The 12,607-nt window shown below is 64.5% G+C and carries 13 protein-coding genes and 3 tRNA genes; 9 read left to right on the forward strand and 7 right to left on the reverse strand.

The window, feature by feature from the left end; all coding sequences use genetic code 11:
* Nucleotides 1-61 precede the first annotated feature (61 nt).
* The 3 genes from BUB20358_RS07225 (at nt 62) to BUB20358_RS07235 (ending at nt 1,953) form a co-directional block, all read left to right on the forward strand.
* Complete coding sequence (locus tag BUB20358_RS07225; RefSeq protein WP_035972854.1) at nt 62-1,075, forward strand: class 1 fructose-bisphosphatase; 1,014 nt, start codon at nt 62-64, stop codon at nt 1,073-1,075.
* A gap of 212 nt (nt 1,076-1,287) precedes the next feature.
* Nucleotides 1,288-1,363 (forward strand) — tRNA-Thr (locus BUB20358_RS07230).
* A gap of 335 nt (nt 1,364-1,698) precedes the next feature.
* Nucleotides 1,699-1,953, forward strand: coding sequence for a GlsB/YeaQ/YmgE family stress response membrane protein (locus BUB20358_RS07235; protein ID WP_006764897.1), 255 nt, complete (start codon nt 1,699-1,701; stop codon nt 1,951-1,953).
* 77 nt (nt 1,954-2,030) lie between these two features.
* Here the strand turns inward: BUB20358_RS07235 and BUB20358_RS07240 are convergent, their stop codons facing one another.
* The 4 genes from BUB20358_RS07240 to BUB20358_RS07255 all read right to left on the reverse strand — a co-directional run bounded on the left by BUB20358_RS07240 (nt 2,031) and on the right by BUB20358_RS07255 (nt 6,636).
* On the reverse strand, nt 2,031-2,516 hold the full coding sequence (locus tag BUB20358_RS07240) for a TlpA family protein disulfide reductase (RefSeq protein WP_035972857.1): 486 nt from the start codon (nt 2,514-2,516) through the stop codon (nt 2,031-2,033).
* The gene (locus BUB20358_RS07245) at nt 2,513-3,772 is read right to left on the reverse strand and encodes a sialidase family protein (RefSeq protein WP_035972859.1); all 1,260 of its coding nucleotides are present in this window, start codon (nt 3,770-3,772) and stop codon (nt 2,513-2,515) included. Before BUB20358_RS07245 ends, BUB20358_RS07240 begins: the two co-directional genes overlap by 4 nt.
* Nucleotides 3,760-6,117, reverse strand: coding sequence for a TonB-dependent receptor (locus BUB20358_RS07250; protein ID WP_006764899.1), 2,358 nt, complete (start codon nt 6,115-6,117; stop codon nt 3,760-3,762). Before BUB20358_RS07250 ends, BUB20358_RS07245 begins: the two co-directional genes overlap by 13 nt.
* A gap of 129 nt (nt 6,118-6,246) precedes the next feature.
* Nucleotides 6,247-6,636: a DUF2946 domain-containing protein gene (locus BUB20358_RS07255; RefSeq protein ID WP_006764900.1), complete on the reverse strand. Its 390-nt coding sequence runs from the start codon at nt 6,634-6,636 to the stop codon at nt 6,247-6,249.
* Nucleotides 6,637-6,833: 197 nt separating this feature from the next.
* Between BUB20358_RS07255 and BUB20358_RS07260 the strand changes: the two genes are divergently transcribed.
* Together BUB20358_RS07260 and BUB20358_RS07265 are read left to right on the forward strand one after the other, a co-directional pair.
* The gene (locus tag BUB20358_RS07260; protein WP_035972861.1) at nt 6,834-6,980 is read left to right on the forward strand and encodes a hypothetical protein; all 147 of its coding nucleotides are present in this window, start codon (nt 6,834-6,836) and stop codon (nt 6,978-6,980) included.
* A gap of 223 nt (nt 6,981-7,203) precedes the next feature.
* Nucleotides 7,204-7,797: a chorismate mutase gene (locus tag BUB20358_RS07265; protein WP_006764901.1), complete on the forward strand. Its 594-nt coding sequence runs from the start codon at nt 7,204-7,206 to the stop codon at nt 7,795-7,797.
* Nucleotides 7,798-7,816: 19 nt separating this feature from the next.
* Here the strand turns inward: BUB20358_RS07265 and BUB20358_RS07270 are convergent, their stop codons facing one another.
* Both BUB20358_RS07270 and BUB20358_RS07275 read right to left on the reverse strand, forming a co-directional pair.
* Complete coding sequence (locus BUB20358_RS07270) at nt 7,817-8,944, reverse strand: exonuclease domain-containing protein (RefSeq protein WP_006764902.1); 1,128 nt, start codon at nt 8,942-8,944, stop codon at nt 7,817-7,819.
* 161 nt (nt 8,945-9,105) lie between these two features.
* Nucleotides 9,106-9,309, reverse strand: coding sequence for a cold-shock protein (locus tag BUB20358_RS07275; protein WP_006764903.1), 204 nt, complete (start codon nt 9,307-9,309; stop codon nt 9,106-9,108).
* Between the two features lie 392 nt (nt 9,310-9,701).
* Here BUB20358_RS07275 and BUB20358_RS07280 point away from each other — a divergent pair, with 392 nt between their 5' ends.
* Together BUB20358_RS07280 and BUB20358_RS07285 are read left to right on the forward strand one after the other, a co-directional pair.
* Nucleotides 9,702-9,956, forward strand: a complete 255-nt coding sequence (locus BUB20358_RS07280; RefSeq protein ID WP_035972864.1) for a hypothetical protein — start codon at nt 9,702-9,704, stop codon at nt 9,954-9,956.
* A gap of 502 nt (nt 9,957-10,458) precedes the next feature.
* Nucleotides 10,459-11,601 carry a porin gene (locus tag BUB20358_RS07285; RefSeq protein ID WP_035972865.1) on the forward strand — a complete coding sequence of 381 codons (1,143 nt, stop codon included), beginning with the start codon at nt 10,459-10,461 and terminating at the stop codon, nt 11,599-11,601.
* A gap of 97 nt (nt 11,602-11,698) precedes the next feature.
* On the opposite strand, the gene greB is transcribed toward BUB20358_RS07285, so the two are convergent.
* Complete coding sequence (gene greB / locus BUB20358_RS07290; protein ID WP_006764907.1) at nt 11,699-12,262, reverse strand: transcription elongation factor GreB; 564 nt, start codon at nt 12,260-12,262, stop codon at nt 11,699-11,701.
* A 131-nt stretch (nt 12,263-12,393) separates the two neighbouring features.
* Here greB and BUB20358_RS07295 point away from each other — a divergent pair.
* Nucleotides 12,394-12,470, forward strand: a tRNA-Arg gene (locus BUB20358_RS07295).
* A 64-nt stretch (nt 12,471-12,534) separates the two neighbouring features.
* Nucleotides 12,535-12,607 (forward strand) — tRNA-Arg (locus BUB20358_RS07300).

The raw sequence follows: 12,607 nt of genomic DNA on the forward strand, positions 1-12,607 counted from the left end.
GACAGGCGCGGCGGGTAAAATTGCGGCAATTCAAGGATTCTTTGGCCTTTCGGAGTCTGTCATGTCCATTGCCCGCCGCACCACGCTGTCCAAGTTCCTGATCGAACAGCAGCGCGCGACCAACAATCTTCCCGCCGATCTGCGCCTGCTGATCGAAGTCGTCGCCCGCGCATGCAAGGCGATCAGCTACAACGTGTCGAAAGGCGCGCTCGGCGATGCGCTCGGCACTGCCGGCAGCGAGAACGTCCAGGGCGAAGTGCAGAAGAAGCTCGACATCCTGTCGAACGAAATCCTGCTCGACGCGAACGAATGGGGCGGCAACCTCGCGGCGATGGCGTCGGAAGAAATGGAGACGTTCTTCCCGATTCCGTCGAACTATCCGCGCGGCGAATACCTGCTGGTGTTCGACCCGCTCGACGGCTCGTCGAACATCGACGTCAACGTATCGATCGGCACGATCTTCTCGGTGCTGCGCTGCCCGGACGGCAAGCAGGCAACCGAGGAATCGTTCCTGCAGCCCGGCACGCAGCAGGTCGCGGCCGGCTATGCCGTGTACGGCCCGCAGACGGTGTTCGTGCTGACCACCGGCAACGGCGTGAACTGCTTCACGCTCGACCGCGAAGTCGGCTCGTGGGTGCTCACGCAGAGCAACATGCAGATTCCGGCCGACACGCGCGAATACGCGATCAACGCATCGAACGCTCGCCACTGGTACGACCCGGTCAAGCGCTACGTCGACGAGCTGAATGCCGGCAAGGACGGCCCGCGCGGCGACAACTTCAACATGCGCTGGATCGCGTCGATGGTCGCCGACGTGCACCGGATCCTCAATCGCGGCGGCATCTTTATGTACCCGGCCGACAAGCGCACGCCCGATCGTCCGGGCAAGCTGCGGCTGATGTACGAAGCGAACCCGATGGCGTTCATCGTCGAACAGGCGGGCGGCGCGGCAACGACAGGCACGCAGCGGATCATGGAAGTGCAGCCGAGCGGCCTTCACCAGCGCGTGCCCGTGTTCCTCGGTTCGAAGAACGAAGTCGAGCGCGTGACGAGCTATCACCGCGACGGCCAATAATTTGCGCCGCAACACTGGACGCACGTACGCGACGCAAGTACAATCGCGCCTCGCGATGTGGCCCTAACGGACCGCATCGCAATGAAGTGAAGGGAAAGCGGGAAATCCGCCGGATCGACGGGTTCGCGAAGCAGCAGCAACGAGCTGAAAAAATTTTCGCAAAACCTATTGCCAAGGCTTCGGATTTCACCCTATAATTTCATTTCTCTGCTGCCGGTGTAGCTCAGTTGGTAGAGCAGCGCATTCGTAATGCGAAGGTCGTAGGTTCGACTCCTATCTCCGGCACCAAGACATAAAGGGCTGACAAGCGATGCTTGTCAGCCCTTTTTCATTTCCGACGCCGAAAGCACGGCCTCGCGTCTGCCCTCTCCTGCTCCCGCATCGTTTCGTTCAAACCGATCCGGCTGCCCGCTGCTGCCGCAGTGCAAGCCGCGCCGCCGCTCTACGCAGACGAATCCGCTGGAAAATCGGGGCGCGGCTGCATAACATTACTTAACGATCCTGACCCGCCTATCGCGTTACATTGCGTGGGGACTGCGGCAGGTCGCCATGCCGTATTCGTCCTGTTCGCGGCAAGACAGCCGACGTCCGGTCAATCGACTCAACACAAGGAGAGGACCACCATGACTCATGGCTTGATTATGTGGCTCATCATCGGCGCGATCGCCGGCTGGCTGGCCGGCCTGCTCGTCAAGGGCGGCGGATTCGGGCTGATCGTCGACATCATCGTCGGGATCGTCGGCGCGGTGATCGGCGGCTGGCTCGCCGCGCGGCTCGGCATCCACATCGGCAGCGGCTTCATCAGCTCGGTGATCGTCGCGGTCATCGGCGCGGTGATCCTGCTATTCGTGATCCGGCTATTCAGACGAGCGGCCTGACGATCTTTCGCACGCGCGTTCGCGCGCGTTTTCGCATCCCGCCGGCGCGCGGCCCGTCCCGCGCGCCGGCGTTCGTTTCAGCGGCGCTTCGCGCGCGTCAACCATCCGTCGAGCACGTCGTTCGTCAGCAATCCGCTGCGCGCTTCCCGCGTACCGTCGCGATCGATCCATACGGTCCGCGGCAACTCCCCTCTCCATCCCGCATCGAGCGCCGCTCGCAGCCGCTCGGGCATCGGCTCCGCGTTCGCGTACTGCGCGATCTGCGGCGGCAGGTTCATCTGCGCGAGCGCCTGCGAGATTGCTGCACCGTTGTCGTCGTATGCGTCCATCGCGACCATCGCGACGCGGACGTCCGGATGACGGCGCTGCCATGCGACGAGATGCGCGGCGTTCTCGCGGCAATAGCCGCAATCGAGCGACCAGATCTCGACCGCGAGCGGCCGCTCGCGTGCCGACGCATACAGCGGCGCGACATCGGCCGCGCGCAGCGGCTGCAGTTCGCCGCCGGCGCACGCGGGCAGCGCCGCGAGCGCGACGGCGATCGATACGATCAGCCTTTTCATCGCGTATCCTCCACCGCGATCAGTCGATAGCCGTCGTTACGCGTGCGCCACGACAGGTAGATGCGCCCCGCATCGTCGAGCAGCTGCGGGTTGTCGCTCGCGCCGGACGTCGACGCGATCATGCGCGGCGCCGACCAGTGTTCGCCGCGATCGTCCGACCGGCGCAGTTCGATCCGCATCGTGTCGCCGTCGAACGCTTTCCACGCGAGCCATACGACGTCGCCGCGCGCGACGAGCGCCGCATGCGACGCCTGCTCGGCCGGCGCGGCGGGATTCGCGCCGAACGCCCACGGCGTGCCGCGCGGCCGACCGTCGGCGCCGATGCGCGAATAGAACACGTCGGCATGCCCGTCCACGACGCCGAACCATGCGAGATGGCGCGTACCGTCCGGCGTGATGGCCAGCGCCGGCCCGTGCTCGGGACACGCTTCGACATGCCAGTTCGAGAACGTCGCCCGCACCGGCACGACGGGCTCCGACGCCGACACGGGCAGCACCGCGAGTGCATGATCGCGGATCTGCCCCGGAAACACGTTGCGCCATGCGGCCTGGATGCGCGCCGCGGGATCGATCGCCATCGCGATCCGGCAGCATTCGCACGTATGGTCCGTCACCTTGCGCTCGGGTTCGAACGACGCACCGCCGTCGCGCGACACCGCGTAATAGACAGCCGCCCCTTCGTACGCGCGCCCGGCCGCCTGCGCGGCAATGAGATCGCGCTTGTCGATCCACGCGATCACGATGTTGCCGGCCGGATCGACGGCCATCATGTCGAAGCGGTGCGTGATCGCCTGCCGGTCGCGATGCACGGTGACGGGCACGCTCCACGTCGCGCCGCCGTCGAGCGAACGCGAGAAGCGCACCATCCCCGTGTACGGCGCATCGAGCGGCATCGACCACGACACATACACCGCGCGCCCGTCGGGACTCGTCGCGATCTTCGGGCGGTTCTCCGCGCTCGTGTAGATCGGCTCGGGCATCGCGTTGACGGTGACCGGCGCGGACAGCGTACGGCCCGCGTCGTCGGAATGCGCGACGACGACGTGCATGCCTTCGACCCACGCGACCCACAGCCGATGGTGAACGTCGAAAGCGGCGCCCGTCGCGAGCGGCTGCTTCTGCTGAGCCGACGCCGGCTGCATGCTCATGTGCGCGGCATGCGGGTCGGCGGCCTTCGGCGCATCGTGCGCGCCGGCGGGCGACAGCGCCGCGAGCCACAGCGCGCAGCCTGCCGCGAACGATTTCACAGCGACCATTTCAATTCTCCATAGAAGGTGCGGCCGGGATACGGATGGAATACGTAGTAGCGACGGTCGGTCAGGTTGTCGATGCCGACCGACGCGCTCCAGTGGCGATCGAACCGGTAGCGCACCTTCACGTCGACGACGGTAAACGAGCTCGTGCCGCCATAGACGTCCGGATTCACGTCGCTGTTGTCGAGCGTGTTGAACTGGCGGCCCGAATAGCGGACGCCGACGCTTGCGAGCCAGTGTTCGTCGAAGCGGTACGACGCGAGCAGGTTCGCGCGCAGGCGCGGGATGCGCGGAAAGCGCGAACCGACGTAGGCGGGATTCGCGGCATCGGCAAGAATCCGCGCGTTGCTGGCCGATACGTTCGCGTCGATGTCGAGGCCGCTGAGTCCGACGTTCTCTCCGCTGAATGCGAGCTCGACACCGCGCACCCGCACACGATCGACGTTCGACACGTTGGTCACCGTCGATGCGCCGGACACGGTCGTCTGGCTGTAGATCGAATCGCGCAGATCGCTCTGGAACACGCTCGCGCGCACGACGCCGACGCCCACGTCGCGCTCTGCCGTGAAATCCCAGTCGATCGCCTTCTCCGGCCGCAGGTTCGGATTGTTGTTGACGATCGCGTTGTTCGAGATCGTGCCCTGGAACAGCTCGCCGACTGTCGGAAAACGCGTGCCGGTCGCGAACGACAGCCGGAAGCGCCACACGTCCGTCGCGTCCCACTGCAGCGCGAGTTTCGGCGACAGCGCGTTCGCGCTGCGGTCCGCGTAGCCGAGCGTGCCGGCCGCATTGCCGAGCGCGCCGCCGTACGCGTCCCAGCGCTCGTAGCGCAGCCCGAGCGTCGCGAGCCAGCCGGGCGCGAAACGCCACGCGTCCTGTGCGAACAGCGCCTGCGTGCGCGTGTCGCCGCGATAGACGCTTGCCAGCGACGTCGTGGGGCCGGCCAGCCAGTCGGCCGTGTTGTACGTGACGTTGCGCAGAAAATAGTTGTCGTAGTGATAGCCGAACGTGAATTTGTGCCCGCCGGCTTCCGGTGCATCCGCCTTCAGGTCGAGCGTGCGCCAGCCGGTGCCGTCGCCCTGGAACAGCGTGCCCGCGCCGCCCTGCACCGTGGACGCCGCGCGCAGCACGTCGCGCGACACGTCGTATGCGGACACGACGCCGGACAGCCGCCAGCCCGAATCGAGCCGCCCGTTCAGGCCGAGCGCATACAGCCAGTTCTCCTGGTCGCCGCGTTGCGGCGCGAACGCACTCGGTGCGACGGTGACGTTCCGGCCGCCGATCGACACGTTGCCGCCGTAGACGGGATTCCCGGCCGCGTCGCGCAAAAACGTTTCGCCGTGCTGCCGGTAGTGGTTCTCCCAATGCCCGAGCGTGAGCGTCGCATCCACGTGATCGGTGAACGCATAGCCCATCCGGATCGTCTCGTTGAGCTGCTCGGTCCGCTCGATCGACTGTGCGCCGACGATCGTGCGCGGCTTGCCGTTCGGCCCGATGTCGGTCGCCGCGCCGGTCGCCGGAACCGCCGGGCCGAGCGCCGCGTTGTAGCCGGCATTGGGGCTTGCATACTGCATCGGCTGGCCGTCGTTCTCGAGCCGGTCGAGCGACAGGGCGAACCAGAATCGGCCGACGCGGTTCGCGATCCGCGCGGTCTGATGATTGCCGCCGAAACTGTCCGCCAGCCCGTATCCGTCGCGGTAGCGCTGCGTAAAGAACTGCGTCGACAGCGACGCCTCGAGTTTCTCCGGCCGGCGCGTGGTCAGCAGCACGGTCGAGCCGATCGAGTTGCCGGGATACAGCGCGGAAAAAGGGCCGTACAGCACGTCGACGCGGGCAATATCGTCGGGCGCAATCAGCGACCAGCGCGGCGGATATGCATAACTCGAGCCGAGCAGGTTCGACAGCAGCACGCCGTCCGCATAGACGAGGCCGCGCGCGCTTTGCAGTTCGTTGAAGTCGCGGCCCGCGAACACGCTGTTTCGATCGCCGATGTAGCGCTTGCGCACCATCAGGTTCGGCGCGTACCTCAGCGCGTCCTCGGTCGTGACGTTGGTGTGCGCGTCGATCCGCTCGCGCGTGATCGACTCGACGACGGCCGGCGTATCGGGATCGACCGGCTGGCGTTGCGCGGTCACGGAAACGGCCGTCAGCGTATCGGCAGGCGACGATGCGGACGGAACGGCGGAAGCCGGCGCGACGGCATCGGCGGAACGTCCGGCGCGCTCGCGGGCCGGGTCGAGCTGCGCATCGTCGGACGCCGCCGCATGGGCGGCGGGCCACGCAAAAGCGGCCGCGCACGCGAGCGCAAGCCGGCCGCGCGATGGCCGCGCGGAGAATCGGAGCGACATGGATGAATTCCTGAAAACGTGATCGGACGCCGCGCAACGCGAGTGGACGCGCCGCGCGTCGACGGCGCGGCACGCGGACTCGGCCGCGCGTGGTCCGCGCGCTGCATGACGCGCGCGGGACGGTATCAATCAGATCGGCGAACTTTCAGGCGGGGCGCGCGGCTGCGCGAGGCGGATGCCCTTGCGCGAGCATTCGGGAACTGCGGGAGAGGCGGCACCGTATGCGAACGCGCGTACGAAGCCGGGAATCGCGGGCGCGCTCGAGCCGAGCGCAACGTTCGCCGCGAAGCCGGGACAGTACACGCAATGCGGTACGCCGGCGTGATCGAACGACGACGTATCGTGCGCACCGCCGGCCTGCGCGAGCACGACACGATGCGCGCCCGCTGCGCTGCACAATGCCAGCGAGAATTCACCGGTGTCGCTCGACGCAAGACGCGCATAGCCGACGACAGGCGACAGTACGTTAAGTACCAGCGCCAGCCATACGAGGCCGATCCATCGCGTCGTTCGTCTCATCGCCGTCCACAAAAAGTGCGCGCAAGTATAGCAAGCGGTCCGATCGTTGCCGATTGCTCGGGCAGCAATAGCGTGCGTCGCATCGTGCACTACCACGCATGTACCGTTAATACAACAGAGACAAAATCTAACGATTCGCTGCTGGCATAAATCTGAGCGCGAGGTTGATAATCATTGAACCCGCTGGAGAAACGATCATGGACGAAAGACCAACCCGCATGCCGCCGCCCGAGCAAGTGATGAGCCCGGATCCGGAACCCGTCGGCGTGGAATTCCTCGCCGAACTGCCCGAGCACGTCCGGGCGTTCTTCGACGAGCAGCGCAAGCTGTATTCGCCGAAGTGACCGTCCGTTCCGTTCTGTAACCGCCACGTGTCGATCGTCGCCATCGTGCGGTACTCTGCTGCGTTTTCGGCGCAGATCGCGTCGCGCCCAGGCTGCAACGGCCTGACGGTGCCGGTTCAGCACGTCCGCTGATTCCCTTGTCGCGCCGTTACGCCGCGCGGCCGTCTTCGTCTATCCTTCTGATTTTTCGCGTCCGGCCCGCCCGGCTCTCCCGATCATTCCGATGAAGCCAACCCTTCGTGCCAGCATCGCTGTCGCCGCACTCGGCGTCGCCTTCCTCGTGTCGCCGCGCATCGCGAGCGCCGACGGCGACGATACCGCACTGACCAACCTCGTCGCGCTCGCATCGCAACGGCTCGCACTCGCCGAACCGGTTGCCCGCTGGAAATGGGCGAACCACAAGGAAATCGAGGACAAGCCGCGCGAAGCCGCACTGCTCGATGCGGTCGAAAAGCGCGCGGTGCAGACCGGCGTCGATCCCGCGTTCGCGCGAACCTTCTTCGAGGATCAGATCGCGGCAAGCAAGGACGTGCAGAACGCGCTCTTCGCGGCGTGGCGTGCGACGCGGCCGCCCGAGGGCACACCGCCGGACCTCGCGACGAGCACGCGCCCTGCGCTCGATCGCCTCACGGAGAAGATGCTCGCAGGCCTCGCGCAAGTCGCGCCGTTGCGAAATGCACCCGATTGCCAGGCGCGCCTCGCGCGCAGTATCGCGAACTGGAAAACGCTCACCCGCTACGATTCGGCCCAGGCACGCGCGCTCGACACCGCGCTGTCGCACGTGTGCTCCGCAGGCGGCGCCAGCGCGATCGGCTGACGCCGATAAACGGTCGTAGTCAGGCCGCCGATGGACGCGCGACCAGCGGAAGCAGTTGCAGGCCGCGCGCGAGATGAGTCTGCAGCAAGCGGTGGGTAAAGGGTTCGAACGCGCCGTCCGTGCGATCGGCGGCGAGTTGCGCGGCTGCATCGAGCGAATCTGCGGCGCCCAGATAGCGCCACCCGTCGATCACATGAAACACGCGACGCTCGCCGCTGGCTTCGAATGCGACCGCGCCGTCGAACGGCCACGGCGCGCCGCCTGCCCGCACGGTGTCAACCGCCGGACGGCGGTTGTACGACGGACGCAGGCGGGCGATCCATTGTGCTTCGGCCAGCATCGCGCCGAGTTCATTGCCGGTCTCCCGCCATTCGACGCGCCGCACCTGCTGCGCAAGCCGCATTTCTTTCGACGATCGCCGCTCGCCGGTCAGCAACGCACGCAGCCGCTGCCGCACGCGCACGCTACGGCCGACGTAAAGCGGCTCGTCGTTCTCGCCGAACAGCGCATACGCGCCGCAGCCGGCCGGCGCCGTATCGAGCCACGCTTCGGTCAGATCGCCCGCCAGACGGAAGCGCCGCGTCGTGCGCGCGATTTGGTCACGCAGCCGCTCGAGCGGAACGATCTCGTGCAGTTGCCGCCAGAACTGCCACAGCAGGTCCGCGTCCGCCAACGCGCGGTGCCGCGCTGAGGGAACGAGGCCATGCCGCTCGATCAGCGCGTCGAGACCATGCCGCGCTTCCCGAGGGAATAGCGCACGCGACAGCCGCACGGTACATAGCACGTCGGGATTGAACGCATAGCCGGCGCGCTCGAATTCCGCCCGCAAAAACCCGCGATCGAAGCTCGCGTTGTGCGCAACGAACAGCTTGCCGTCGAGCCGCTCGAACAGCGCGGGCGCAAGCGACGCGAACGACGGCGCGTCGCGGACCATCGCGTCGGAAATACCGGTCAGTTGCTGAATGAACGGCGGAATCGACTGCCCTGGATTGACGAGTGTGGTCCACGTCGACACACCGAGCGGGCCGACTTCGACCACCCCGATTTCGGTGATGCGATGCTCGGCGGACGAACCGCCGGTGGTTTCAAGGTCGACGAAGACGAGCGGCTGTTCGCTGGCGGGATCGGACAGACTGGAATCGGGCATTGAAAAGGCACATAAACGAAGCTTCCGTGAGTATGCACCGGCATACGCGTTCGCGGCCAGCCCGAATCGGCCGCTTCACCGGGCTTCCGGTTTCCGTCGGCTTCAAAAGCAAAAAGCCCCCGCAATGCGGGGGCCGGACGTGATCGGCAGTGTGCGGCGCGTCAGATCGCCTGGATATTCGCTGCCTGCTTGCCTTTCGGCCCGACTTTCACATCGAACGAAACACGCTGGTTTTCCTTCAGCGTTTTGAAGCCGTCCATCCGGATTTCGGAAAAGTGCGCAAACAAGTCCTCGCCACCATTGTCCGACGTAATAAAGCCAAAACCTTTAGCATCGTTAAACCATTTCACGATACCGGTATCCATACCTTCGTTCCCCACTCGATTAGATCAAAAAAGCTACTTTTTATAGCCGTTTCCCGAAATCCCGGAAGCATCGCTCCAGCAACCTTGCCAGCCCGCTGCCCGAGGACGAGTGCTCACTTTATAAATTGGACAATCCGGGCACGTCAAGAAATTTTTGGCGTGCGCTTTATCGGAAAAATGCTAATACGGTTGGGATCGGTACCCGAGTCCCTTTTATTAATCGATTCGCGCTTAAAACCTGTCAATATTACCGGGATCGGATCACCGATAATACCGATGCTGAAAAACCTACCGGCTTCACACGGAGTCGGTAAAATCCTCGGGTTTTTTCCGGGTTGCGGAAATCCTGGGACGTTGCGATGCTGACACTATGCCGACAGAGGGAGAACGCCATGTGGCTGGACGGAATCAGGCACCTCGCGAGCCGGCTCGGGCGCGTCCGTCGCAAGTCCCGTGCTTTGGCCGAAACTGCGCGCGAAGCGCCATGCGACACCGAGTTCGACACGACGTGGCACGGCGATCACTGGCAGAACCTGCTGGCGTCGCCGCTGGACGCGCGTCATTACGTGATGGAAGACTGGACCTACACGCCGACTCGCACCGACGTTGACGAAACGGCGCCGACGGGCAAGCGGAAGCGGCGCTAGCCCGCACGCGGGCGGAAACGCGGGGCAAAAAAAAGCGCGACTGGGAAGTCGCGCCGACAAAGGTTTGGAGATCTTTTCCGTCAACGAAAAAGTCTGCTTCGGAAAGCAGAGATCGCAGTATAGCGAGAGAACATCCTTTCATTATCCATGCTGTACACAAACCTCTATTGCCGAAGCGTCAATAATCGCGCTACGGCCGCGTGCACGCGCGCCTGAGCGCCTGTCGCGATCGCGCAACGACGAGCACGCGATCGCGATCACTGCGATTCTCGCTGCGCCGCAGCGAACCGTTGTCGCACAAGGCTTCCGGCGTACACCCGCATTTTTGCGTGATCCAAAATTCACTATTGCTTAAAGCGGTTTTGGCCGGCGCAACGATGGCTCCATACACTGCAAACGGATTCTGACACGGGCCTCTCGTCCTTTTTCGGCGCGCTCTCCGCGTTGCCCGCCGACGTCAGCAGCAGGTTCGATCGACATCATCCTGTTCGGAGACAAATCCATGAAAAAGACCCTGATCGTCGCAGCGTTGTCCGGCATGTTCGCCGCCTCCGCCCACGCGCAAAGCAGTGTCACGCTGTATGGACTGATCGACGCCGGTATTACCTATACGAATAACCAGCACGGCCACAGCGCGTGGCAGCAAACGACCGGCTCGATCAACGGCAGCCGGTGGGGCCTGCGCGGCACCGAAGATCTCGGCGGCGGAATGAAAGCGATCTTCACGCTGGAAAACGGCTTCGGAATCAACAACGGCACGTTGAAGCAGAATGGCCGCGAATTCGGCCGGCAGGCGTTCGTCGGTCTCGCGCACAACGGCTACGGGTCTCTGACGCTCGGTCGTCAGTACGACAGCGTCGTCGATTTCCTCGGCCCGCTGTCGCTGACCGGCACGCAATACGGCGGCACGCAGTTCGCGCATCCGTTCGACAACGACAACCTGAATAACTCGTTCCGGATCAACAATTCGGTCAAGTATCAGAGCGCGAATTACGGCGGGCTCAAGTTCGGCGCGTTGTACGGCTTCTCGAATTCGACCGACTTCTCGAACAATCGCGCATACAGCGTCGGCGCGTCGTACAGCTTCATGGGCTTCAACCTCGCCGCCGCGTACATGCAGTTGAACAACAACATCAACTCGCTGGCGCTCGCGGCCAGCGATCCGGGCGCCGTGGCCGGCGACTGGACGTTCGCGGCAAGCCGACAGCGCACGTGGGGCGCCGGCCTCAACTACGCATTTGGACCCGCGACGGCCGGCTTCGTGTTCACGCAGACGCGCCTCACCGATTCCGCCGGAATCAGCGCCGGCCAGTCCGGCGTGTCGGCCGGCATTCCGCTGACGGGCAGCACGCGCTTCAACAACTACGAAGTGAACGGCCGCTACGCGCTGACCCCGGCATTCTCGCTGGCGGGCTCGTACACGTACACCGACGGCCGCCTCGACGGCCAGAAGCCGAGCTGGCACCAGTTCAATCTGCAGGCCGACTACGCTCTGTCGAAGCGCACCGACCTGTACCTGCAGGGCGAATACCAGCGCGTGAATTCGGATGGCCTTGCGATCGGCGCGAATATCAACGGGCTGGGCGCCGCGTCGTCGACGAACAAGCAGATCGCGGTGACGGCCGGCATGCGCCACCGCTTCTGAGCATCGTCGCGGCGGGCGTGCCCTGCGCGCGCATGTATGAAAAAGCGCCCTTCCGGGGCGCTTTTTCGTTTCCGCGACGCGTCGAGACCGGTGGCGGTCAGTCTTCGCCCGCTGCCGGATAGCGGACGTCGAGCACGTCGATCGGCTGCGGGCCGGCCGGCGTCATCAGCGTGACGGTATCGCCGACCTTCGCCTTGATCAGCGCACGCGCAATCGGGGAGATCCAGCTGACGTGACCGCGATCGAGATCGACTTCGTCGATCCCGACGATTGTGATCGTGTGCTCGTCGCCGTCCGGCGTCGCGTAGTCGACGGTCGCGCCGAAGAAAACCTGATCGGTGTTTTCCTGCCGGCTCGCGTCGACGACTTCGGCGAGATCGAGTCGTTTCGTCAGAAAGCGGATGCGCCGATCGATCTCACGTAGCCGCCGCTTGCCGTAGATGTAGTCGCCGTTCTCGGATCGGTCGCCGTTCGACGCGGCCCACGACACGAGTCGAACGACTTCGGGACGCTCGACGTCGATCAGATTCAGCAGCTCGTCCTTCAGCCGCTTGTGCCCGGCGGGCGTGATGTAGTTTTTCGCGCCGGCTGGAATCGCAGGCTGGGTCGAGTCGAAATCGTCATCGTCGCCGTCCGATTCTTTGACAAACGCCTTGTTCATGATGCAGGTTCGATGCAGGGATGGTCGATGTTTCAAGGGTACACGAACGCGCGTCCGGCAAGGCCGCGCGGCGCAATTTGAGAATAAGGCTTCCCTTTTTATACAACCCTGCTATAATTTCGCTTCTGCGTGCGGCTGTAGCTCAGTTGGATAGAGTACTTGGCTACGAACCAAGGGGTCGTGGGTTCGAATCCTGCCAGCCGCGCCACCTTTTCGAGGGCCTTCCAAACCGAAGGCCCTTTCAGTTCGAAGTTGTAGAAGTTGTATCGCGTGCGGCTGTAGCTCAGTTGGATAGAGTACTTGGCTACGAACCAAGGGGTCGTGGGTTCGAATCCTGCCAGCCGC

Origin of the sequence: Burkholderia dolosa (genome assembly GCF_902499135.1) — a bacterium.
Taxonomy (GTDB): Bacteria; Pseudomonadota; Gammaproteobacteria; order Burkholderiales; family Burkholderiaceae; genus Burkholderia; species Burkholderia dolosa.